General features: G+C 63.3%; 19 protein-coding genes and 1 tRNA gene. 15 read left to right on the top strand and 5 right to left on the bottom strand.

Annotated features, from left to right (window positions below):
• The first annotated feature begins 31 nt into the window (after positions 1-31).
• Positions 32-1543 carry a pyruvate kinase gene (pyk, locus tag CIK76_RS08150; RefSeq protein ID WP_096285232.1) on the top strand — a complete coding sequence of 504 codons (1512 nt, stop codon included), beginning with the start codon at positions 32-34 and terminating at the stop codon, positions 1541-1543.
• 184 nt (positions 1544-1727) lie between these two features.
• Here the strand turns inward: pyk and CIK76_RS08145 are convergent.
• A tRNA-Leu gene (locus CIK76_RS08145) sits at positions 1728-1809 on the bottom strand.
• Positions 1810-1997: 188 nt separating this feature from the next.
• Here CIK76_RS08145 and CIK76_RS08140 point away from each other — a divergent pair.
• The 4 genes from CIK76_RS08140 (at position 1998) to CIK76_RS08125 (ending at position 5017) form a co-directional block, all read left to right on the top strand.
• Positions 1998-2615: a response regulator gene (locus tag CIK76_RS08140; protein ID WP_096285230.1), complete on the top strand. Its 618-nt coding sequence runs from the start codon at positions 1998-2000 to the stop codon at positions 2613-2615.
• A 310-nt stretch (positions 2616-2925) separates the two neighbouring features.
• Complete coding sequence (locus CIK76_RS08135) at positions 2926-4167, top strand: inorganic phosphate transporter (protein WP_096285228.1); 1242 nt, start codon at positions 2926-2928, stop codon at positions 4165-4167.
• Positions 4164-4400 (top strand): hypothetical protein, encoded by a 237-nt coding sequence (locus CIK76_RS08130; protein ID WP_096285226.1) that lies wholly within the window; start codon positions 4164-4166, stop codon positions 4398-4400. Before CIK76_RS08135 ends, CIK76_RS08130 begins: the two co-directional genes overlap by 4 nt.
• A 71-nt stretch (positions 4401-4471) precedes the next feature.
• A complete protein-coding gene (locus tag CIK76_RS08125; protein ID WP_096285224.1) occupies positions 4472-5017 on the top strand; it encodes a dihydrofolate reductase family protein in 546 nt (181 codons plus the stop codon).
• Positions 5018-5024: 7 nt separating this feature from the next.
• On the opposite strand, the gene CIK76_RS08120 is transcribed toward CIK76_RS08125, so the two are convergent.
• Positions 5025-5510: a hotdog fold thioesterase gene (locus CIK76_RS08120; protein ID WP_096285222.1), complete on the bottom strand. Its 486-nt coding sequence runs from the start codon at positions 5508-5510 to the stop codon at positions 5025-5027.
• Here CIK76_RS08120 and polA point away from each other — a divergent pair.
• The 5 genes from polA (at position 5509) to CIK76_RS08095 (ending at position 13837) form a co-directional block, all read left to right on the top strand.
• Entirely contained in the window at positions 5509-8211 is a 2703-nt protein-coding gene (gene polA, locus CIK76_RS08115) for a DNA polymerase I (RefSeq protein ID WP_096285220.1), read from the top strand. The two genes, CIK76_RS08120 and polA, sit on opposite strands and share 2 nt — an antisense overlap.
• Before the next feature lie 101 nt (positions 8212-8312).
• Positions 8313-9215 carry a polysaccharide deacetylase family protein gene (locus CIK76_RS08110; RefSeq protein WP_096285218.1) on the top strand — a complete coding sequence of 301 codons (903 nt, stop codon included), beginning with the start codon at positions 8313-8315 and terminating at the stop codon, positions 9213-9215.
• A 67-nt stretch (positions 9216-9282) separates the two neighbouring features.
• Positions 9283-10596 carry a GNAT family N-acetyltransferase gene (locus CIK76_RS08105; protein WP_096285216.1) on the top strand — a complete coding sequence of 438 codons (1314 nt, stop codon included), beginning with the start codon at positions 9283-9285 and terminating at the stop codon, positions 10594-10596.
• A gap of 218 nt (positions 10597-10814) precedes the next feature.
• Positions 10815-12296 carry a 30S ribosomal protein S1 gene (rpsA, locus tag CIK76_RS08100; RefSeq protein WP_096285214.1) on the top strand — a complete coding sequence of 494 codons (1482 nt, stop codon included), beginning with the start codon at positions 10815-10817 and terminating at the stop codon, positions 12294-12296.
• A 227-nt stretch (positions 12297-12523) separates the two neighbouring features.
• A complete protein-coding gene (locus tag CIK76_RS08095) occupies positions 12524-13837 on the top strand; it encodes a hypothetical protein (RefSeq protein ID WP_096285212.1) in 1314 nt (437 codons plus the stop codon).
• Here the strand turns inward: CIK76_RS08095 and CIK76_RS08090 are convergent.
• From CIK76_RS08090 to CIK76_RS08080, 3 genes are all read right to left on the bottom strand, one after another.
• Positions 13834-15453, bottom strand: coding sequence for an HNH endonuclease signature motif containing protein (locus CIK76_RS08090; RefSeq protein ID WP_096285210.1), 1620 nt, complete (start codon positions 15451-15453; stop codon positions 13834-13836). The genes CIK76_RS08095 and CIK76_RS08090 overlap by 4 nt on opposite strands.
• A 62-nt stretch (positions 15454-15515) precedes the next feature.
• Positions 15516-16634, bottom strand: a complete 1119-nt coding sequence (locus tag CIK76_RS08085) for a methyltransferase (protein ID WP_176484133.1) — start codon at positions 16632-16634, stop codon at positions 15516-15518.
• Entirely contained in the window at positions 16631-17302 is a 672-nt protein-coding gene (locus CIK76_RS08080; RefSeq protein ID WP_096285206.1) for a YigZ family protein, read from the bottom strand. The genes CIK76_RS08085 and CIK76_RS08080 overlap by 4 nt, the downstream gene beginning before the upstream one ends.
• Before the next feature lie 26 nt (positions 17303-17328).
• On the opposite strand from CIK76_RS08080, the gene coaE reads away from it, so the two are divergent.
• The 5 genes from coaE to CIK76_RS08055 all read left to right on the top strand — a co-directional run bounded on the left by coaE (position 17329) and on the right by CIK76_RS08055 (position 22257).
• On the top strand, positions 17329-17919 hold the full coding sequence (coaE, locus tag CIK76_RS08075) for a dephospho-CoA kinase (protein ID WP_096285204.1): 591 nt from the start codon (positions 17329-17331) through the stop codon (positions 17917-17919).
• Positions 17919-18176, top strand: a complete 258-nt coding sequence (locus CIK76_RS08070; protein ID WP_096285202.1) for a hypothetical protein — start codon at positions 17919-17921, stop codon at positions 18174-18176. Before coaE ends, CIK76_RS08070 begins: the two co-directional genes overlap by 1 nt.
• Positions 18177-18238: 62 nt before the next feature.
• Positions 18239-20320 (top strand): excinuclease ABC subunit UvrB, encoded by a 2082-nt coding sequence (gene uvrB, locus CIK76_RS08065; protein WP_096285200.1) that lies wholly within the window; start codon positions 18239-18241, stop codon positions 20318-20320.
• 292 nt (positions 20321-20612) lie between these two features.
• Positions 20613-21671: a TerC family protein gene (locus tag CIK76_RS08060; RefSeq protein WP_096285198.1), complete on the top strand. Its 1059-nt coding sequence runs from the start codon at positions 20613-20615 to the stop codon at positions 21669-21671.
• A 133-nt stretch (positions 21672-21804) separates the two neighbouring features.
• Complete coding sequence (locus CIK76_RS08055) at positions 21805-22257, top strand: MarR family transcriptional regulator (RefSeq protein WP_096285196.1); 453 nt, start codon at positions 21805-21807, stop codon at positions 22255-22257.
• Positions 22258-22268: the final 11 nt, after the last annotated feature.

Genomic DNA, 22268 nt, shown 5'->3' with positions numbered 1-22268 from the left:
ATGCAAACATGAAAGGCATTTGGCTGACGGTATGAGACGCGCAAAAATTGTGGCAACATGGGGCCCGGCCCTAGCGAGCTATGAAAACACCGTAGCGGTACTTCAAGCGGGCGTAGACGTCGCCCGACTGAACATGAGCCATGGAGACTACTCCATGCATGCTCAATCCTTGGCAAACGTCCGCAACGCGGCGACCGAGGTGGGGCGCGCGGTCGGCATTTTCGCCGATCTGCAGGGACCGAAGATCCGACTGGGACGTTTTAAGGACGACGCCAAGTACATCTTGGAAGTCGGCGAAGAATTCACCATTACCATCGAGGACATCCAGGGTACGCGCAACCTGTGCTCGACCACCTTCAAGGGCTTGCCAACCGATGTGAAGCCCGGGGACTTCCTGCTGATCAACGACGGCAAGGTGAAGCTCAAAGCCATCGAGGTCACCGACACCGCGGTGCGCTCCGAGGTTGTGGTCGGGGGCGAGGTCTCCAATAACAAGGGCATCAACCTGCCCGGCGTTGCGGTCAATGTGCCTGCGCTGAGCGAAAAGGACGAGGACGATCTGCGCTGGGCCATTCGTGCCGGCGTCGACATGATTGCGTTGTCCTTCGTGCGCAATGCCAGCGATATCGAGCGTGTGCACGAAATCATGGACGAGGAAGGCCGCCGCCTGCCGGTGATCGCCAAGATCGAAAAGCCTCAGGCAGTCGCCGCGCTGGAAGAAATCATCAACGCTTTCGACGCGATCATGGTTGCCCGTGGCGACCTGGGCGTGGAATTGCCGCTGGAAGAGGTTCCGGTCGTGCAGAAGCGTGCGGTGGAGCTCGCGCGCCGCTGGGCCAAGCCGGTCATCGTCGCCACCCAGGTGCTCGAATCGATGATCGAATCGCCGACCCCAACCCGTGCCGAGGCTTCGGACTGCGCCAACGCGGTGCTCGACGGCGCCGACGCGGTGATGCTTTCGGGGGAGACCTCGGTGGGCGCCTACCCGGTGGAGACCGTGGAAACCATGTCGCGCATTATTTCCTCCACCGAGCAGCACGGCCTGGATCGCATTCCACGTCTCGGCTCGCAGCCGAAGACCCGAGGCGGAGCCATTACCCGTGCCGCCGTGGAGATCGCCGATCAGCTCGACGCGAAATACATCGTCGCCTTCACCCAGTCCGGTGACTCCGCTCGACGTCTTTCCCGCCTGCGCCCGAAGCGCCCGGTGCTGGCCTTCACCCCGCTGCAGCAGACCTACAACATCATGACTTTGATGTGGGGAGTGCAAGCACGCCTGGTGGCCTATGCGGATCACACCGACAAGATGACCGCACAGGTCGATGAGCAGCTGCTCAGCGAAGGCCTGGCCCAGATCAACGATCTGGTCTGCATCGCTGCCGGTTCCCCTCCGGGCCAAGCAGGATCGACCAATTCGCTGCGCGTGCATAAGGTCGGAGACCTGGCCGATGCCGGTCAGCTGGTCGACGGCAAGCCAATGCCGACGCGCGAAGTTGTCGGGCCATGGGATCCTGCGAACGTTTCGACGCCCAAGGATCTCTAAGCCGTAGCTTTTAGCCAACAAAAATGAGCCTGCCCGCAAGGTCGTGTCATCGACCCTGCGGGCAGGCTCATTCGCGTTCGGAGCCAATTTTTCTTCGCTGCGAGATGCATCACAGTTGGGTGAATAGTTAAACGAAAAATGTCGTCGGAGAAAGCTCTCACTTTCCCCGACGACATTCATGATGTGCCCAAGGTGGGACTCGAACCCACACATCTTTCGATACCGCATTTTGAGTGCGGCGCGTCTACCGATTCCGCCACTTGGGCGAGCACATTGACGAGTTTACTAGAGGTTTCGTAGATTTCCTAATCGATAACCTCGCGTCATCGCCCTAATAAGAGTACATGCAAGTAGGCTTAGATACGAAACGGGAGCAGCGCGGCTCGCCGCGAAATACATCTTGAATTCTGCCGGCTAACGAGGCAGGTACGCAGACCACTAAGGAAGGCGCCCTATGAGCGAGCTACCAGAAATTACCAAAATCCCTTCCGAAGCGCCCTCCGCGGCGCGACGCGTGCTCGTAGCCGAAGATGAGACGCTGATCCGCCTGGATATCGTTGAGATCCTGCGCTCCGAAGGCTATGACGTGGTGGCCGAGGTCGACAACGGCCAGAGCGCGCTGGAGAAGGCGCGTGAGCTGAAGCCGGATCTGGTGCTGATGGATGTCAAGATGCCGGTGATGGACGGCATTACCGCCGCCGAATCGATCGTCAAGGAGCGCATCGCCCCCGTCGTGCTGCTCACCGCCTTCAGCCAAAAGGAACTGGTGGAGCGGGCGCGCGAAGCCGGCGCCATGGCCTACGTGGTCAAGCCCTTCACCCCGGCCGATCTGACCCCAGCGATTGAAATCGCGATTTCGCGCAACGACGAACTGCGTGCGCTGGAGTCCGAGGTCAGCAACCTAGCCGAGCAGTTCGAGACTCGAAAGCTCGTAGACCGGGCCAAATCCCTGCTCATCACCAAGATGGGGTTGACCGAACCGGAAGCATTCCGCTGGATCCAGAAGACCTCGATGGACCGTCGGCTGAGCATGCGGCAGGTCGCGGACACCGTGATCGATCAGGTTAAATAACCTCCCACCATTGCCTGCGGCGCAGCGAGCCGCGTGAATGTGCGTCAAGCCACCTATGGTTTGGCGCACATTTTCTATGCCCGCAAATGGGCGATCCGGCATGAACGCGGTAATTGCCTACTTGGACACCAAAAGTTCATGTGGAATTTGCCTTCTGTAGGTTGACTGGCCGGATTGACGTATCTGTTCAGGGGCATAAGATTGAAATTGCGCTTTGAGCCCAATCCCGCACGCCATTATCTTCGCTGGATTTCGCAGCTCTCGGCCCAAGTTCTTTTTCCTTGCCGTTCGACCCTCAGGCTGGTATTCAATGGATTTGACGCTAATCGTCGTCCTAGTCATCGCCTTGGCGTTGTTTTTCGACTTCACCAATGGTTTTCATGACACGGCCAATGCGATGGCCACCCCAATCGCAACCGGAGCAATCACTCCAAAAAAGGCCGTAGCTCTCGCTGCGGTCTTGAACCTCGTCGGCGCGTTCCTCTCTACGGAGGTAGCCAAGACCATTTCTGGCGGCATTATCAACGAAGATCCCACGACCGGCGTGCAGATCATGCCGGAAATGATCTTCGCGGGACTTATGGGCGCGGTGATCTGGAACGTATTCACCTGGATGCTCGGCCTGCCATCAAGCTCCTCCCACGCACTGTTCGGCGGGCTGGTTGGCGCCGCGATCGTCGGTGCCGGGTTCGGCGCCATCGACTACGGTGTGCTGCTCTCCAAGGTGCTTCTGCCGGCATTGTGCGCCCCGCTGATTGCGGGTATTTCCGCGTACCTCTGCACGAAGCTTGCGTACTCGATCACGAAGCGGCAGAACGGTGCCTCGCCTAAACGTGGCGGCTTCCGCTACGGACAGATCTTCTCTTCCTCGCTTGTGGCGCTGGCGCACGGCACCAATGACGCGCAGAAGACCATGGGTGTTATCACCCTGACTCTGGTCGCTTCGGGGATGCAGAGCGCCGGGACAGGTCCGCACCTTTGGGTCGTTGCTACCTGTGCGGTGGCCATTGCCTTGGGTACCTACACCGGTGGCTGGCGCATTATCCGAACCATGGGTTCGGGGCTGACCGATGTGAAACCCGCGCAGGGCTTCGCCGCCGAGGTTTCGACCGCCTCGGCGATTCTTACCTCATCGCACCTGGGCTTCGCCTTGTCCACCACGCAGGTGGCATCCGGCTCGGTCATCGGTTCCGGCCTGGGACGCAAGGGCGCCGAAGTCCGCTGGGGCACCGCTGGCCGTATTGCCCTGGGGTGGCTGTTCACCCTTCCGGCGGCCGCCATCGTTGGCGGTGCCGCCGCGGCGCTGACCCACATCGGCCCGGTCGGCGTCGGGATCGTCGCCGTGGTCGGCGTGGGAACGCTGCTGCTGTTCTGGTACATGTCCCGCAAGGACCATGTAGGGCACGATACCGCGATGTCCGACATCGATAATTCGGGAGCGGCGGTCAATATCCTTTCGAAGAAGGAGCGTCGCGCCCGCGCCAAGGCCGAAGCAAAGACCGCCCAGAAGCTTGCGCAGGAAGCCATGGACAAGGAAGCGGATATCTCATGATCGACTGGTCAGCTTTTCTCATCGTCGCACTGGTCAGCTGGGTAGCTGCCATGTGCATCGTGGTCGCATACTCCTTCGGCGTTCGCCTGCTGGCGGTGGCCCGCGACGAACACAGCAATACCCAGGCTAATAAGTACGGCGCCTACCTGTGCTTCGGCCTGTGCGGGCTGATCGTGCTCTTCGGCGTGGTGCTCATCGTTCCGCAGCTGAGCGAAGCGATCTTGGGCCTCTGAGCATCCGGCACGCCCGGTGGGCGGCAAAAACTAGATATTGCCTTCGATGGAGGCACCCCTAGACTGGAGCTATGACTAGCTTCAAGTACTACGTGGGTGCCTCCATCGACGGCTTTGTGGCCGATCATTCGGGCGACACGCATTGGCTACGCCCGTTCACCGAGCTGCCCGGCTACCAGGCCGACCTCCGCGAGTTCTTCGACAGCATCGGCGCGGTGGTCATCGGCGGCAAAACCTACGACACGATCGTGCGGGATATCGGCGAAGGGCGCCTGCAATGGCCATTCGGCGCGAAGCCGGTGTGGATCTTCACCCACCACGAGCTTCCCTCGTTGCCGGACACGGACCTGACCTTCATCCGCGGTGAAATCAGCTTCTGGAGCCGCGACATTGCCAAAAGCGCCGGCGCCGGGGATGTCTGGCTCGTTGGCGGTGCGGATCTGGCCGGCGGCTTCATCGAGGCCGGAATGCTCGACGAACTCACCGTGGTGACGGTGCCGGTGTTCCTCGGCGGCGGGGTGAACATTTTCGGCCGCGACACCAACGCGCAGCTATCCGGGCTGAGAATCCGTGAACTCGGCGACGATATCTTCGCCTCAAGCTACGCCGTCTCCTAGCTCTCGGCTAGCCCTCGATGGGCAGGAGCATATTGGTGATCCGGGCCGTGGCCACGCGTTGGCCTGCCTCGTTGGTGATGACGATCTCATGGGTGGTGATGCGCCGGCCCAAGTGCAGCGGCGTGCACACGGCGCTGACCAGTCCCTGGCGCGCGGCCTTGTGGTGGGTGACATTCAGCTCGACTCCTACCGGGTTTGCCTTGCCCTGCGCGTGCAGGGCCGCAGCCATCGAGCCCAAGGTCTCGGCCAGCGCGGCAGACGCCCCGCCATGCAGGATGCCTACCACCTGAGCGTTTCCTGCTACCGGCATGGTCGCGCAGACTCGGTCGGCGCCAAACTCGGTGAAGTGGATATCAAGCTTTTCGACCAGCGTGCCCACCCCGTGCCCGTGGAGAAAAGGCCACATCGCCTGCGGGACACCATGCCTGGTCAATTGCTGGGCAAAGGGGTGTGCTGAAGATTGCTCGTCGTGAGAAGTGAAATTGTCGCTCATGGCAACTAGGCTTTCAGGTGTGAGCGAAACTACCAAAACGACATTCACGTCGGACAAGAAACTTCTGATCATCGACGGACACTCGATGGCCTTCCGCGCGTTCTATGCGCTGCCAGCCGAAAACTTTGCGACAAGCACCGGCCAGCACACCAATGCCGTCCACGGATTCGTCTCCATGCTGTTGACGATGATCCGCCAGCAGAAGCCTACGCACGTTGCGGTGGCCTTCGACCTGGACACCCCAACGTTCCGTTCCCTGGAATACACCGAATACAAGGGCGGACGAAATAAGACTCCGGAAGAATTCTATGGCCAGATCGACCTGATTCAAGAGGTCATGAAGGCGATGAACATTCCCAGCATCACCCTTGAAAGCTTTGAGGCCGACGACATCTTGGCCACCCTGGCAACCCAGGGCGAAGAACAGGGCTTCGAAGTTCTTGTCGTCTCCGGCGACCGCGATGCCTTCCAGCTGATCACCGACAAGACCATGGTGCTTTACCCGAAGAAGGGGATCAGCGATATCCCGCCGATGGATGCCGAAGCGGTAGAGACCAAGTACTTCGTGCGCCCCGAGCGCTACTCGGACTTGGCCGCGCTGGTGGGGGAGACCGCCGACAACCTGCCGGGCGTGCCCGGGGTGGGGCCGAAGACCGCCGCGAAATGGCTGAACCTCTACGGCGACCTCAACGGCATCCTGGAAAACGCCGACGCGATCAAGGGCAAGGTCGGCGAGAGCCTGCGCGCCCACCTGGACAATGTCACCCGCAACCGGCGGCTGAACCAGTTGCGCCACGATCTGGAACTGCCGGTGAGCCTGGACGAGGCCGAACTGGTCGCGCCGAACCGCGACGAGATCGAAAACCTCTTTGACGCCCTGGAATTCAACACCCTGCGCAAGCGGCTCTTCGATCTCTTTGCCGCGCAGGAGGACGAAGAACAGCCCGAAGCGGCGGCGTTCGAGCGGCTTGAAGCGCAGGATGCGAAGGCGCTGGGCGAATTCATCGCCCAAGGCCAGGGGGCGCCGATTGCGGTGCAAGTGGCGGTGGCCGCCGGCGAAGCCGTCGGGGTGGCGCTGTTCCGTGAGGGCAAGGCGCTCTGGCTGGAGCTGTCCAGCCTGGGCGAAGACAGCGAGAAGGTGCTTGCCGACTTCCTGGCGGACGCGCAGGCGCCGAAGATCTTCCACGACGCGAAACTCGCCATGCATCGGTTGCACGAGCGTGGCTTCCGTGTTTCCGGCCTGGGCGATGACACGTTGATCAGCGCCTACCTGATCCAGCCGGACCGGCGCAGCCACGAGCTGGTGGATCTGGTGCAGTACCACCTGAAGTACACGGTGCCGGTGCTCAAGCCGGCGAAGAAGGGCGAACTGGATCTGGGCCTCACCGCGGACCTGGCCGAGCCGACGCTGGCCCAGGCGCAGGCGGTTTTTGATCTGTCCGCGTTCCTGGCCACCAAGCTCGCCGAAAAGCATGCCGCGGAGCTGGCCAAGGACATGGAGCTGCCGCTGATCGACGTGCTCTTCGGGATGGAGCGTGCGGGCATTGCGGTGAGCCGCGAACGCCTGGACGAGCTGCACGCGCACTTCACCTCGCAGGTGGACCAGGCCACCAAGGAGGCCTACGACGCCATCGGGCACGAGGTGAACCTCTCCAGCCCGAAGCAGCTGCAGGTGGTGCTCTTCGAAGAGCTTGACCTGCCGAAAACGAAGAAGATCAAAACCGGTTTCACCACCGATGCCGAATCCCTGCAGGATCTGCTGGTCAAGACCCAGCACCCGTTCCTGGTGGCGCTGATGGCGTACCGCGAGGCGATCAAGCTGCGCCAGACCGTTGATGGGCTGCTCAAATCGATCGGCGACGATGGCCGGATCCACACCACCTATGCGCAGACGGTGGCCGCGACCGGACGCTTGTCCAGCCTGAACCCGAACCTGCAGAACATCCCGATCCGCTCCGAAGAGGGCCGGCGCATCCGCGACGTGTTCGTCGTCGGCGAGGGATACGAAACCCTGCTGACCGTGGACTACTCGCAGATCGAAATGCGCATCATGGCGCACCTGTCCGGCGACGAGGGGCTGATCGAGGCCTACCAGAGCGGCGAGGACCTGCACCGGTTCGTCGGTTCGCATGTCTTCGACGTGGCCCCCGAAGAGGTCACCAGCGAGATGCGTTCGAAGGTGAAGGCGATGAGCTACGGCCTGGCCTACGGGCTGAGCTCCTTCGGGCTGTCCAAGCAGCTGAAGATCTCCGTCGACGAGGCGCGCACGCTGATGAAGGACTACTTCGCACGCTTTGGCGCGGTGCGCACCTATCTGCGTTCCGTCGTCGACCAGGCGCGCAAGGACGGCTACACCGAGACGATCTTCGGCCGCCGGCGCTACCTGCCGGAGCTCAACAGCTCCGATCGCAGGTTGCGCGATATCGCCGAACGCGCCGCGCTGAACGCGCCGATCCAGGGATCCGCCGCGGATCTGCTGAAGGTCGCGATGCTGAACATTGCCGAGCTGCTGGCCGAGGGGAAGTACAAATCCCGGATGCTGTTGCAGGTGCACGATGAGCTGGTGCTGGAAATTGCCGCCGGCGAACTCGACGCGGTGCAGGAACTGGTGACGGGCGAGATGAGCCGGGCCGCCGAGCTGAAGGTCCCCTTGGACGTGCAGCCGGGCATCGGCAAGTCCTGGCATGAGGCCGAGCACTAGGAGCCCTGCTCCCGAAGCGAAGCAAACACCGAGGGGCAGGGGCATCTAATGGTGCACCTGCCCCTCGGTGCGAACCACTGTGCATGATGGAAGAGACGAACATGGAACAGCGCTCGCGCCGCTGGGCTTTGAAGGCCGGAGCCTGGGGCTTCGGGGCAGCAGCAGCGGGGCTGCTTAGCAGCTGCGCTGCACAGGTGCCCAAGGGTGCGTCGGGATCGATGACTGCATCCTCGCCTGCTTCGACAACCAGTACCCCTGCAACCAACGCGCCCTCGTCCGTTGCCAGCCCCGCGCAGCAGTACCCCACGCGCGCGCAGATCATCGAGCAATTCAAGAATGCTCCGGCAGGCGAGTTCGGTTTGGAGGCCAAGGGGATCGAACTGGCGATGCCCACCGGGAAAAATAGGGTGGCGCTGACCTTTGACGCCTGCGGGGGAGCGCACGGTTCGGCTATCGACCATGCCCTGATCGATGCCTTGCGCGAGCGCGAGGTGCCCGCAACATTGTTCGTCAACCAGCGATGGGCCAGGAGCAACGGCCGATACTTGGGGCAGCTGGTGGACGATCCATTGTTTGAAATCGCAAATCATGGAACCTCGCATGTTCCACTGACCACACACGGGCAAGCGGCCTACGGAATATCCGGAACTCGTTCGGTGGGCGAAGCCTACGACGAGGTCATGGGCAACCAGCGGTATCTGAACGATGAGTTCGGGGTGACGGCGCGGTTTTTCCGATCGGGCACCGCGCATATGGATGAGGTGTCAGCGGCGCTGTGCCGCCAGCTGGGACTGATCCCGATGAACTTCACGGTGAATCTGGATGCGGGCGCGACCTTCCCGGCAGCAACGGTGGCCGCACAATTTCAGTTGCTGAAGGACGGCGGCGTGGGGATCGGGCATTTCAACCAACCGGCGTCAGGCACGGCCCAGGGGATCGCCCGCGGACTGGCTGGTGCCTTTCAGGACGGACTGGAGTTCGTTAAGCTCTCCGAAACCTGGTGAACCCCTTGCGCCGCACCGGCGCTAGCATAGACTGTGATCAGAGACATATTCCCTGCTCAGGAGCGCGATGGAATTAGCAAGCCAGCCGAAGCTGGAAACCCGGACCTACCAGGCCACCGTCCGCAGCCCCGAGCTCGACGAATCGATCAAGCTGTTCCACCAGGGCACCGGGATCGGCTTCTATGAGCAGCTGCCCGAGGAGAACCAGTGGTCGAACTACCTGGATCTGACCTACGCGCAGAAAATGCGCTTTTCGCTGGTCTTCGATCCAGCTGCGGAGCCGCACTCGCGACATGCCGCGCACCCGGTGCACACCTATGCCGCGTTCCCAGGGCTGCTCAATGCCGGGGGCCAGGTGCCCGTTGCAGCGCACAAGATTTCTGCGGTCACGGTCGCTCCGAGCTATCGGCGGCGCGGAATCCTGTCGAGGCAGATCACTGCCGACCTGGCTTATGCCCAGCAGGCGGGATTCCCGATTGCGGCGTTGACCGCGTCGGAGGCGACCATTTACGGGCGGTACGGCTTCGAACCGGCCACCTACCAAAGCCGATTCACCCTCAAGTGCTCCCACGGGGTCAAGCTGCGGGTGCAGGTGCCTGGACAGGTGATCGACATCGATCCGAAGCAGTTCGGGGCCGAGTATGCTGCGCTGGCCGTGCGTGCGCTGGAGCAAACCTTCGGTTCCGTGGACAGCACCGAGTACGACAACGGCTTCGCCCTGGGACGCTGGGACACTTGGGAGACCTTGGATAAGCCGAAGAACCTGCGCTTCGCCGCTTATTACGACGGCGCCGGCCAGCTCGGTGGTTTCGCCGCCTACAAGTTCGGCGGATGGGATGAGCCCAAGGCAAAGCTGGTCGTGCAAAAGCTGGTGGCCACGAGCGACGCCGCCCGCTTCAAGCTCTTCGAGTACCTGGGCAACCATGACCTGGTCGAGGAAGTGCACGGCCAAGGCCCTGTGGCGGACCCGCTGCGCAATGTACTGGATAACGTGCGGGACTACCATGTGCGTTCGATCGATGATGTGCTGTGGCTTCGGGTGCTTGACGTTGCCGCTGCCTTCGAAGCCCGCGGCTACCAGCGTGACGGCCGTCTGCTGTTGTGCGTGAATGATCCGATGAACCTGATCTCCGGAACCTACCTGTTCGACGTGTCCGATTCCCAGGCTGCGGTGAGCCGGGTTGTAGCAGGAAACGCTCCGGCCTCGGTCCCTACGGTGAAATTGTCCGAACGGGATCTGGCAGGACTGTATCTGGGCACAGTTCAGCTGGACCGCCTGCTTGCGTCAGGACGCGCTGAACTGGAAGGCGGAGGAACAGCAGGACCGTGGCTGGACTTATTCAGTACGGCTTGCGAGGGATTCACTCCGCACGGTTTCTAGTGGGACGGGTCGCATTAACCGGCAAATATGACGAAGTTCACAAAATGCTTGCGAGGATGTTAGCGGGTTCTGCTTTGACCCGAACTCTGCTAGACGCGTAGACTTAGGAAGGCGTGTCACGGCTTTGCTGTGTCCGCTGGTAAACGTTACCCGCTCGAAACTCCGGGACTTCCGGGGTTTCGACTGATCAAATCTATCCACATCGGAGTCCCTACTACATGACCATCACCTCGAACGAGAACAGCAGCGCACCAGTTGTCGCAATTAACGACATCGGATCCGCTGAGGACTTCTTGGCCGCAGTCGATGCCACCATCAAGTACTTCAACGATGGTGACCTCGTCGAAGGCACCGTCGTCAAGGTTGACCACGACGAAGTTCTGCTCGACATCGGTTACAAGACCGAAGGTGTCATCCCTTCCCGCGAGCTTTCCATCAAGCACGACGTTGACCCAGGTGAAGTTGTCACCGTTGGCGACAACGTCGAAGCCTTGGTCCTGACCAAGGAAGACAAGGAAGGCCGTCTGATCTTGTCCAAGAAGCGCGCTCAGTACGAGCGTGCCTGGGGCGACATCGAGAAGATCAAGGAAGAAGACGGCGTCGTTACCGGTACCGTCATCGAGGTTGTCAAGGGTGGCCTCATCCTGGACATCGGCCTGCGTGGCTTCTTGCCAGCATCGCTCGTCGAGATGCGCCGTGTGCGCGACCTGGCTCCGTACATCGGCCAGGAAATCGAAGCCAAGATCATCGAGCTGGACAAGAACCGCAACAACGTTGTGCTTTCCCGCCGTGCATGGCTCGAGCAGACCCAGTCCGAGGTCCGCTCGACCTTCCTCAACAAGCTGGAAAAGGGCCAGGTTCGTCCGGGCGTCGTTTCCTCCATCGTCAACTTCGGTGCATTCGTGGACCTTGGCGGCGTAGACGGTCTCGTCCACGTTTCCGAGCTGTCCTGGAAGCACATCGACCACCCATCCGAGGTTGTCGAAGTTGGCCAGGAAGTCACCGTCGAGGTTCTCGAGGTCGACCTGGACCGCGAGCGTGTCTCCCTGTCGCTGAAGGCTACCCAGGAAGATCCTTGGCAGACCTTCGCCCGCACCCACGCACTGGGTCAGGTTGTACCGGGCAAGGTCACCAAGCTGGTTCCATTCGGTGCGTTCGTTCGCGTCGAAGACGGCATCGAAGGCCTCGTGCACATCTCCGAGCTTGCAGTGCGCCACGTTGAGCTGGCCGAGCAGGTTGTCTCCGTGGGCGACGAGCTGTTCGTCAAGGTCATCGACATCGACCTGGAACGCCGCCGCATCTCGCTGTCGCTCAAGCAGGCCAACGAGGGCGTCGACCCAGAGGGTACCGAATTCGATCCAGCTCTGTACGGCATGGCCGCAGAGTACGACGAAGAGGGCAACTACAAGTACCCAGAGGGCTTCGACCCAGAGTCGAACGAATGGCTCGAGGGCTTCGACACCCAGCGCGCCGCTTGGGAGGCACAGTACGCTGCCGCTCAGGAGCGTTGGGAAGCTCACAAGAAGCAGGTTGTTGCCGCAATCGCTGCCGATGCAGAAGCAGAGCCTGCTGCTGCCGGCGAAACTGCCGCAGCTGCTGCTCCAGCATCGTACTCCTCGGAGGCTCCAGCCACCGATGCAGGCACCCTGGCTTCGGACGAAGCACTGGCTGCCCTGCGCGAGAAGCTGACCGGCAACTAATTTCTGTTGCTGCGCTGAGCTTAGCGTCAAGCTAGGTAAGCACTGAGAGGAAAGGTCCAACCCGCTTTGGGTTGGGCCTTTCCTTCATTTAACCGCTCTTTTCCAGATGCGCTTCATGCTGCGTAGGGTGCCTATTGAAAATCAACCCAAAGGTGGAGTGCAAGCATAAAGTCCGGCCTATAGACTAAACCATTGTCAGTGGGTGCTCGAGGCCGTGAGGACAAGCAATGGAACAGTTGAAGGCGAGATACGCCGCGGACGGTGCGCGGGCGGCGGACAGCAAGCCTGTGCCGTTCTACTCGGTGAGCGAGGAAGAGTGGCGCAGCATTCCGCGCGACATCCCCAATGTGATGGTCCTGCTCGCGAGCTGGCTGCCGCTGATCGCGCTGAACGTTTATCTGTTCCGCTTCGCCTACCCCGATCGCGAAGAGCTCGAACTGGGCGGACTGCTGACCTTTTCGGTGATCGCCGCATGCATTGCGGTGATGTGGGCCGCCTGCCGGATCGCGCCCTGGCTGGCTTTGACGGCGACGGCCGCGCTGTATCTGATCCTGCAGCCAGAAGGTGTGCCGCAGCTGGTGCTGCTGGGCTGCGGCGCCTTCTTCGGGTTGCTGGCGCTGACGGGCCTGTGCAATCAGCTGCGCTTCATCGCCCGGTTGCGTCGCTGGCGTGCCCTTTCGTCCTCCACGGTCGAGATTCCGCCCGAACAGCGCGCGCGGTTGCACGCCTACCGGCAATTGCCGAAATCCTTGTGGTATTTGGCGCTGGGCTCGATGATCTACCCCATGCTGAAACTGGCCTGGCAGTTTTTCACCGATGCGAAGCAGGTGTTCAACGCGCTGGATCGAGACCGCATCGACTCCCTGGTCATCGGAGTCGCGGCATTGGCTTTGTGCCTGGTCGTGGTGCTCGTGCGCTTCATCGAACAACAGTTGGCCGGGAACCTTGCACTGGAGATCCCGCTGGCCCGGGGATATGGACCGCTGAGCTTCACCGCGGTGGGCAAGGTGGTGCCGGCCGAGCCGCTGCCCGGGGGCGGATGCGACTGCACGAATCCGGACCGGGAGTCCAAGACGCTTGAATACGAGCAATTCGTCGAATGCCTGGACAGCTGCCGGGTGCATGGGATCGCGGCGGTCAACAGCTTGAGCCCCGCCGAATTCTTGCGGGTAGCCGATCAGCCATGGGTCTGGGGCGAGCATGTGAACGACGCTCTGGTGCGGGGCGGGGACCGGATGGTGATCGCCGGGCTCAGCGGCTGGGACTCGATACCGGTGCGTTTGGAGGTGCGCACGGTATTCGCCCAGGGCCGCCAAGCGGCCGCGAACTACCTGCCGCGCCGGGCCGCGGAACCGCGCAAACGTGCGACGCGAGGTCTGCGATGGCGCGATGGGGCGGATTCCACTATTGAGGTCGAGCGGTTCAACCCGGACACGATGCCGGAGTTCGAGCGGATCTCCCTGGCTGGCGCCGGGATCGACGGCTATGCGGTGCGGGTGCGCAGCAGGCGGCCATTCATCTGCGAGCACCCGGCGCGCTAGGCCGCGCGAAGGGCGTTGATGCTGTTGCGTTGCGGCCGCTGCGACGGATCGATGAATTTGGGCAGGATGATCTGCGGGAGCCCGCCGTTGGACACCACTTTCAGCACCCCGGCATGCACGTCGTGATGATGCCTGGTGCACAGGCAACAACCCAGGAAGACGGCGGTGGGTCCGCCGTTCGACCACCACCAGATGTGGTGGAGTTCGCAGTGCTCTGGCGGCACGGTGCAACCGGGCACAATGCAGCCACGGTCCCGGGATTTGATCGCCCGGCGCATGTATTTGGGGAAGTTGCGTTGTTCGCGGCCGATATCCAGGATTTCTCCGCGGCCGCCGAGCACCAGCGGAATGATCTTCGCCCTGGCCAGGGCCTGCCTCAGATCGGTGGGCCGCATTTCAAATCCGCTGTCGGTCACCCCGTGGGTTTTGGCCAATCCGGTCAGTTCGGCCAAGGTCAGGTGGACCATGACGGTGGGCTGAACCACCGGGATCTCGGGTTCCGCCTCGGCGAGCATTGTGTTGGGTGTGCCGTCGGAGGGCTTTTTTGCGGTGCGATCGGACAGCAGCCGGCTGAGCTTCTTGCTATTGACCTTCAATAGGTTCATCAGCCCCTGCAGGCGCCGCCGGGCGACGGTCGCCTCCACCAGCGGGTTCCAGGTGCTTGCCGAGGCCTGTTCGTCGGTGACGAAATCCGGGTGCTCCGGGACGGCGCCCGGTGCGTGGGCCGATTCGACTTGGCGGCTGGCGGCGCCGGCCTCGGTGCGCGGATTGTCCGCCTGCGAAAGCAGCGATTCGAAGGCATCGGCGTCCAAGGGGGAGAGCCGGATGTGATAGACGATGAGCCCGTCTTTTTCGCCCTGGCGGTAGATTCCGGCAGCGGACTCCGGCTCGAGCTCGGCAGCGGTGGCCTTCGCGGACTTGATCAGCTGATTCAATTTCTTGGACCGGGTTTTCGGTTCCGGCTCCTCCAGCAGTTCCATGGCGGATTCTTCGACCAGTTGCCCGCTGGCATCCTGCGCGCAGGCCGTGCCGGGTGTCTCGAATTCGCCCGGAGCCGGTTCGAGCTTATGCAGCCGGCGGGCGGCGCTCAGCGTTTCGCGCGGGTCGGTGCCGCGGGTGCCGAAGCGTTGGGCGAGGCGGGGGAATTGCGCCGGGCAGCGGTTTCCCTGCTGGTCGAATTGGCAGATGACCAGGTGCGCGTCGTCCACCCGGCGGCGGGCCTCGAAAATGTCGAGGTTCAGCCAGGCGGCGAGGAGTTCCGCCGCGCCCTTGTAGCTGGGGCGGGAGGCGGCGAAGGGCGGGGCGGTGGCATAGTCGATGGCCTGCGCGCGCAGCGCGTCGAGGATGGCGATGTCCAAGCGGTGCGCGCCGCTGGCTTCGACCAAGTGGGCACAGTGGGTTTGGGTGCGGACCGCCTCATGGGCCAGCCGTTCGGCGTGCGTGCTCAGGGCCAGCGCGGCCCGCGGGTCGGTGAGCGTGATGCTGGCGGTGCGCAGTGCGGGCTGGATGTCGGCGGCGAGCGTGGACAGGGCCAGCAGCTCGGGGGTGGAAAGTTCCCCCGAGCCGGCCAGCTGCGCTTGCAGATCCGCGACGGTCTGCTCGATCCTCGTGCTCATGGCTCCAGTGTGCCTTCGGCGCGGCCCGAAGCACGCGGCCCGGGTCCGGGGTGTGGATAAGTTCAGCGGCGGCGAACGGAGCGGGTGACGGTGAATGTGGAGTTGCGCGCGAGCTGCTCGGTGGGGCCGATGCGCCGGGTGAGCTCGCCGCGGTAACGCAGGTGCGAGTTGAAGACGCAGAGCAGGACCCCGCCCTCGGCCAGCACGCGGGCGGCCTCGTCGATCAACTTCAGCGCGATGCCGGCGTGGACGGTGTTCCCGATGTGGAAGGGCGGGTTGAGCGTGACCAGCGTGGCGCTGGCCGCGGCGTGGCGGGCCAGGCCGTCGTCCTGCACGGCGCTGATCCGCTCTTCGAGCGCGTTGGCCGCGGCCGAAAGCGCGGTGGAGGCGACCGCGGAGGCCGAATGGTCCGAGGCGTCCACGCGCAGCGCGCGGTGGGTGAGTGCGGCGTACACCCCGATGGAGCCGTTGCCGCAGGCCAGATCGAGCAGCGTGGCATGGTCGGAGAGGTCCGGCAGGTTTTCCAGCAGCAGCCGGGTGCCCGGGTCCAGGCGTTGCGCGCCGAAGGTGGCCGCCCCGGCGCGCAGGGTGAATTCGGTTCCGTTCACCGAATGCGTGGCCGAGAGCGGGTAGACGCCCGACGGTGCCCCGGGCAAGGGGGTATGCACGGTGAGCACGCGGGCCTTCTGCCGGGCGTGCGAGACCTCCAGGGCGGCAAAGCGCTTGGCCAGCAGCTCGTTCATCGTGCGGTTCATATGCTTGAGCATGCCGCCGGCGTGCACGATGGTGTGCGCGTCGCACTGCGCGGCGATGGCGGCGGCCTGCTCGTCAAGCACGTCCAGCCCGCGCGGCAGGCAGAGCAGCACCAGGCCCGCGCCGCGGGCAACCTCATCGAGCGCGCGGAATTCCAGACGGTCCTCCCAGTCCGGGGCCAGCCGTTGCAGGTTCGCGCTGATCGCCCGCGCGGAGGTCAGCGAGTCGGTGTGCACCTGTACCCGGGTTGCGCCGGAGGCCAGCGCCCCGAGGGCCAGCGCGCCGTAGTGGTCCCCGATCACGGCCACGGTCTCCGGCCAGTGCGTGACGGTGTCCAGGATCAGCCGGTCCGCGGCATCGGCGGCGAAGAGGTTCTCCGCCTCGATATCGGGCCAGCGGCGCAGCTGCGCCAGGAGTTCGCGGCTCATAGGTCCACCCATCTGGTGTCGATCGGGCGCAGCATTCCGGCGCCGGAGGTCAGTGTGGCGATGGCGGTGCGCAGCGCCTGGGCGTCACCGGGCTCGTCGTTGATGCCGATGCGCAGCACCGCGTCGGTCTCCCGCCAGAGCGTGTCGCCCAGCTGGTAGCCGGCGGAGCGCAGCTCGTTTTCCCAGCGGGCGGCCAGCGCATGCGCGGCGGGCAGCTCGAAGAGGCGCAGCCGTTGGCGGGTGCGCAGGGCCGCGTGGTTCAGCGCCTGGGAGACGGAGTCGGAATAGGCGCGGACCAGGCCGCCGGTGCCGAGCTTGATGCCGCCGAAGTAGCGCACGGTCACGGCCAGGGCATCGGAGAGGTCAGCGCCGTGGCCGGTATCGCGCTTGGCCAGCGCCTCGAGCATCGGGATTCCGGCGGTGCCCGAGGGCTCCCCGTCGTCGTTCGAACGCTGGGTCATCCGATCCGGGCCGATGATGAACGCGCTGCAGTGGTGGCGGGCGTCGAAATGGGTTTTGCGCAGCGCCGCGAGATGCGTCCGGGCGGCGGCCTCGGACTCGACGCGGAAGAGGTAGGTGATGAACCGGGATCGCTTGATCTCGACCTCGTGCACGCTGTCGCCGCCGAGCGTGGTGTAGCGGGTGGCGGCCGAGTCGTTGGTGTTCATCGTACTTAGTTTATAGGGTGGTAGACATGATCCATGTGGGACTGACCGGCGGCGTGGCTTCCGGCAAATCGGCAGTGGCGGCGCGCCTGGTCGAACTCGGCGCGGTGCTGATCGACGCGGACAAGCTCGCCCGGGAGGTTGTTGCGCCCGGAACCCCGGGCCTGGAGGCGATCCTGGAGGCCTTCGGGGACGCGGTCTTCGCCGCCGACGGGACGCTGGACCGTGCGGCGCTCGGTGCGCTGGTCTTCGGCGACGAGGCCCAGCGGCGCAAGCTCAACGCCATCGTGCACCCGCTGGTGCGCGCCCGGGCGCAGGAGCTGCGGGCGGCCGCGGGGCAGCAGGCGATCGTGGTGGAGGACATTCCGCTGCTCGCCGAATCCGGGCAGGCACAGGATTTCGACACCGTCATCGTTGTGCAGGCCCCCCGCGCGGAGCGGATCCGCCGGATGGTCGAGGACCGCGGGTGGAGCGAGGCGGAGGCCGAATCCCGGATGGCCGCCCAGGCCAGTGACGCGCAGCGCGCGGCGATCGCCGACCATCTGCTGCATAATGAGGGGACACTCGAAGAGCTCAACGCCCGGGTGACCGAACTATTTGAGAAGGAACTGCGCCGCTGATGCTGAAAATTTCGAAGTGGACGATGCTGGCGAGCTTCGCCCTCGCGCTGGTGCTCTGGCTGGGCTTCGGAGGCCGGGCGGAATACGTCGGATCTGCGGGCCCCTACTCGCCGGTGGTGTATCTCTCCGGCTGGATCGCCCTGCTCGGGCTGATCGCCGCCACCACGCTGACCGTCGGGTTCTTCGGCGCGCAGATCCGCCGGACCGCGGCGCGCAATGCGGTGCGCACCGGCACCCGGCTGGGCCGCGGCAAGTAATTTCGCGATCGGCATGCCCCCGAGCGTAGGCGAGTGCCGGTGCGCCTCGTTATGCTGGAGGCATGAGCCTTGCACAGCCGATCAAGCGCGTCGTCGCCCCCTTCGAAGTCGTCAGCGAATACACCCCCGCCGGTGATCAGCCCACCGCCATCGCGGAGCTGACCCAAAGGCTCAACGGCGGCGAGAAGGACATTGTGCTGCTCGGCGCCACCGGTACCGGCAAGTCGGCGACCACCGCCTGGCTGGTCGAACAGGTGCAGCGCCCCACCCTGGTGCTGGTGCAGAACAAGACGCTCGCCGCGCAGCTGGCCAACGAGTTCCGCGAGCTGATGCCGAATAACGCGATCGAGTACTTCGTCTCCTACTACGACTACTACCAGCCCGAAGCCTATGTCGCGCAGACCGATACCTTCATCGAAAAGGACTCCTCGGTCAACGAGGAGGTCGAGCGCTTGCGGCACTCGGCGACCAACTCGCTGCTCACCCGCCGGGACGTGATCGTCGTCGCCACGGTGTCCTGCATCTACGGCCTGGGCACCCCGGAGGAGTACGTGGAGGGCATGGTCACGGTGCGCCGCGGCGAGGAGCTGAACCGCGACGCGATGCTGCGCCAGTTTGTGGCCATGCAGTACACCCGCAATGACATGGACTTCCACCGCGGCACCTTCCGGGTGCGCGGGGATACCGTGGAGATCATCCCGATGTACGAGGAGCAGGCGCTGCGCATCGAGTTCTTCGGCGACGAGGTGGAAGCGATCTACACCCTGCACCCGGTGACCGGGGAGGTCATCCGCGAGGAAACCGAAATGTACATCTTCCCGGCCAGCCACTATGTCGCCGGCGCCGAGCGCATGCACAAGGCGATCAAGACCATCGAGGACGAGCTGGCGGCGCGGCTGAAGGAGCTGGAGTCGCAGAATAAGCTCGTCGAGGCCCAGCGGCTGCGCATGCGCACCACCTATGACCTGGAAATGATGGAGCAGATGGGCTTCTGCAACGGCATCGAGAACTATTCGCGGCATATCGACGGCCGCGAGTCGGGCAGCGCCCCGCACTGCCTGATCGACTATTTCCCCGATGACTTCCTGCTGGTGATCGACGAGTCGCATGTGACGGTGCCGCAGATCGGCGCCATGTACGAGGGGGATATGTCGCGCAAGCGCAACCTGGTGGAGCACGGCTTCCGGCTTCCCTCGGCCATGGACAACCGCCCGCTGAAGTGGGATGAATTCCTCGAGCGCGTCGGGCAGACCGTGTATCTTTCGGCGACCCCGGGCAAGTACGAGCTGGGCAAGGCCGATGGCTTCGTGGAGCAGATCATCCGTCCCACCGGGCTGATCGACCCGGAGATCATCGTCAAGCCCACCAAGGGGCAGATCGATGACCTGCTTGACGAGATCCGCGTGCGCGTGGCCCGCAATGAGCGCGTGCTGGTGACCACGCTGACCAAGCGGATGGCCGAGGACCTGACCGATTACCTCACCGAGCACCAGATCCGCGTGCAGTACCTGCACTCGGATGTGGATACGATCCGCCGCGTGGAGCTGCTGCGCGAATTGCGCATGGGCTCCTTCGACGTGCTGGTGGGCATCAACCTGCTGCGCGAGGGCCTGGACCTTCCCGAGGTGTCGCTGGTGACGATCCTGGATGCGGACAAGCAGGGCTTTTTGCGTTCGGCGACCAGCCTGATCCAGACGATCGGCCGTGCCGCGCGCAACGTGTCCGGCCAGGTGATCATGTACGCGGACAAGGTCACCGATGCGATGGAAAAGGCCATCGAAGAAACCAACCGGCGCCGGGAGATCCAGCGGGCGCACAACGAGAAGCACGGGATCGACCCGACCCCGTTGCGCAAGAAGATCGCCGATATCACCGATCAGCTGGCCCGCGAGGATGCCGACACCCAGGAGCTGCTGAGCAACAACCGGTTGGCCAAGGACGCCAAGCGCAAGGCCGCGCCGATCCGCAAGGATGGTCTGGCCGCCGCGCCGGCGGAAGACCTGCTCGGGCAGATCGAGCAGATGACCGAGCAGATGCATGCGGCGGCCGCCGAGCTGCAGTTCGAGCTGGCCGCGCGCATTCGCGACGAGGTGGGGGAGCTGAAGAAGGAACTACGCCAGATGAAGGACGCCGGGCACGCTTAACACAATGTTAATCAGCGCCGTCCGTGTACCCTCTGACTAGCGTGGATGCAGGCGCTGGAGGTGCAGGAAGGGTGGTGGCGCGGCAGTGGGGTGCCCCGCCCGGGGCGCGCGCTAGACCGCCTGTAGGCTACAATTGAATCTCGTACGTAGGGGAGTATCCCAAATGCTGTGAACGTCAACACGCGGACCATCGAAGTTTCGCCGGGCGCAGCAGCCGAACACGAATTGATTTGTGACGGCGGAGAGACTTGCGAATCTTTGTCCTACCCTTACGACGAAAGGCTGCTCTTCTGTGGGCACTACAGGGTTAACTATCCAATTTGAAATCATTGCCTTGGTGGCGCTGTGCGTCATCCTGCTGCTTGATTTGTTGTACGTCGTGCGTCGACCGCACGAACCATCGATGAAGGAAGCCGGGCTTTTTGTCGGTTTCTACATCACCTTGGCGCTGATCTTCGGCGGCATTGTCTGGTGGCAGGCTGGCTCCCAGATCGGCCAGGAGTTCTACGCCGGCTGGATTACCGAGTACTCGTTGTCCATCGACAACCTGTTCGTCTTCATCATCATCATGACCCGCTTCGCGGTGCCGCGTAAGTACCAGCAAGAGGTGCTGATGTTCGGCATCATCATCGCACTGGTGCTGCGTGCGATCTTCATTCTCGCCGGCGCGGCCATGATCGAGCACTTCTCCTGGGTCTTCTACATCTTCGGCGCCTTCCTGCTCTGGACCGCTTGGCACCAGCTCAAGGACGACGATGAGGATGAGGGCAGCGAAAACGGCCTGGTCAAGAAGCTGACCAGCAAGATGCCATTCGCCAAGGAGTACGACGGCAACAAGCTGCGCACCGTGGTAAACGGCAAGAAGTTGTTCACTCCAATGGTCATGGTCTTCATTACCATCGGCATGACCGACCTGCTGTTCGCGGTCGACTCCATTCCGGCGATCTTCGGGCTGACCGATTCGGCATTCATCGTCTTCACCGCGAACATCTTCGCGCTGATGGGCCTGCGCCAGCTGTACTTCCTGCTTGGCGGCTTGATGAACCGCTTGGTCTTCCTGAAGCACGCACTGAGCTTCATCCTGGCCTTCATCGGCGTCAAGCTCGTATTCCACGCCTTGCATGAGAACGAGCTGCCGTTCATCAACGGCGGCCAGCACATCGACCTGCCATGGCTCGACATCAGCACCTCGCTGTCGCTGATCGTCATCCTGGCGACCATCGTTATTGCCACGGTGCTCTCGCTCTGGACCCCATTGGGCCGCAACGCGGCCGCCAAGGCCGAGGCTGCGGAGGCCGAAAAGGCTGCTTCCCATGCTTCGATCGAACGCGATCAGGACTCGGGCAAGTAGTCCGAACCCGAATCGGGAAATCACCCGCCGTATTCCATCCTCACCGATGGAATACGGCGGGTTTTCTGTTCTCTGGGTAACATAAAGCCGCAATTTACATAGGTGGCCTATGTAAATCTGCTAGGTTGTACTTATGACAAGCGAAGAAGATCCCCTGGCCGGCCTCGCGGGAGGCCTGACGCTCTTTTCCGGGGCGATGTCCCGGCTGCTCGGCCAGGCCGCTGGCGACGGGCGGTCGGTCACCGCATGGCGGGTGCTCTCGGTGCTCCACCGGCAGGGACCGCAGCGCGTGGGGGATCTGGCCGTGCAGCAGCGCATCGCCCAACCGAGCATGACCGGGTTGGTGATGCGCCTGGAAAAGGACGGACTGGTGCAGCGTGCCGCCGATCCGCAAGACGGCCGCGCCTCGCTTGTCTCGGTGACCGAGCTCGGGGTAGAAGAGCTCACGGCGTATAGGCAACGGGCGATCAACGCGTTGACCGGCAGCATCGAAGCGATGACCGAGCCGGAGCGGGAGACGCTCAACCGGGCGCTGCCGCTGCTCGAGCGCATGGTGCTGGAACTGGCCGAAAACCTGGATCGCTAGCCCCGCGCCGC

The organism is Glutamicibacter sp. BW80 (assembly GCF_002332385.1).
Lineage (GTDB): Bacteria > Actinomycetota > Actinomycetes > Actinomycetales > Micrococcaceae > Glutamicibacter.
This window is presented reverse-complemented; position numbering and strand designations above follow the sequence as displayed.

What these genes read in the sequence shown, in the direction of transcription:
- CIK76_RS08120 (WP_096285222.1), bottom strand. Translation starts at nt 5,510, where the DNA reads ATGAGCGACAATTTCACTTCTCACGACGAGCAATCTTCAGCACACCCC.
- CIK76_RS08095 (WP_096285212.1), top strand. Translation starts at nt 12,524, where the DNA reads ATGGAACAGTTGAAGGCGAGATACGCCGCGGACGGTGCGCGGGCGGCG.
- CIK76_RS08130 (WP_096285226.1), top strand. Translation starts at nt 4,164, where the DNA reads ATGATCGACTGGTCAGCTTTTCTCATCGTCGCACTGGTCAGCTGGGTA.
- pyk (WP_096285232.1), top strand. Translation starts at nt 32, where the DNA reads ATGAGACGCGCAAAAATTGTGGCAACATGGGGCCCGGCCCTAGCGAGC.
- CIK76_RS08070 (WP_096285202.1), top strand. Translation starts at nt 17,919, where the DNA reads ATGCTGAAAATTTCGAAGTGGACGATGCTGGCGAGCTTCGCCCTCGCG.
- CIK76_RS08090 (WP_096285210.1), bottom strand. Translation starts at nt 15,453, where the DNA reads ATGAGCACGAGGATCGAGCAGACCGTCGCGGATCTGCAAGCGCAGCTG.
- polA (WP_096285220.1), top strand. Translation starts at nt 5,509, where the DNA reads ATGGCAACTAGGCTTTCAGGTGTGAGCGAAACTACCAAAACGACATTC.
- rpsA (WP_096285214.1), top strand. Translation starts at nt 10,815, where the DNA reads ATGACCATCACCTCGAACGAGAACAGCAGCGCACCAGTTGTCGCAATT.
- CIK76_RS08105 (WP_096285216.1), top strand. Translation starts at nt 9,283, where the DNA reads ATGGAATTAGCAAGCCAGCCGAAGCTGGAAACCCGGACCTACCAGGCC.
- CIK76_RS08055 (WP_096285196.1), top strand. Translation starts at nt 21,805, where the DNA reads ATGACAAGCGAAGAAGATCCCCTGGCCGGCCTCGCGGGAGGCCTGACG.
- coaE (WP_096285204.1), top strand. Translation starts at nt 17,329, where the DNA reads ATGATCCATGTGGGACTGACCGGCGGCGTGGCTTCCGGCAAATCGGCA.
- CIK76_RS08135 (WP_096285228.1), top strand. Translation starts at nt 2,926, where the DNA reads ATGGATTTGACGCTAATCGTCGTCCTAGTCATCGCCTTGGCGTTGTTT.
- CIK76_RS08080 (WP_096285206.1), bottom strand. Translation starts at nt 17,302, where the DNA reads ATGAACACCAACGACTCGGCCGCCACCCGCTACACCACGCTCGGCGGC.
- CIK76_RS08110 (WP_096285218.1), top strand. Translation starts at nt 8,313, where the DNA reads ATGGAACAGCGCTCGCGCCGCTGGGCTTTGAAGGCCGGAGCCTGGGGC.
- CIK76_RS08125 (WP_096285224.1), top strand. Translation starts at nt 4,472, where the DNA reads ATGACTAGCTTCAAGTACTACGTGGGTGCCTCCATCGACGGCTTTGTG.
- uvrB (WP_096285200.1), top strand. Translation starts at nt 18,239, where the DNA reads ATGAGCCTTGCACAGCCGATCAAGCGCGTCGTCGCCCCCTTCGAAGTC.
- CIK76_RS08085 (WP_176484133.1), bottom strand. Translation starts at nt 16,634, where the DNA reads ATGAGCCGCGAACTCCTGGCGCAGCTGCGCCGCTGGCCCGATATCGAG.
- CIK76_RS08140 (WP_096285230.1), top strand. Translation starts at nt 1,998, where the DNA reads ATGAGCGAGCTACCAGAAATTACCAAAATCCCTTCCGAAGCGCCCTCC.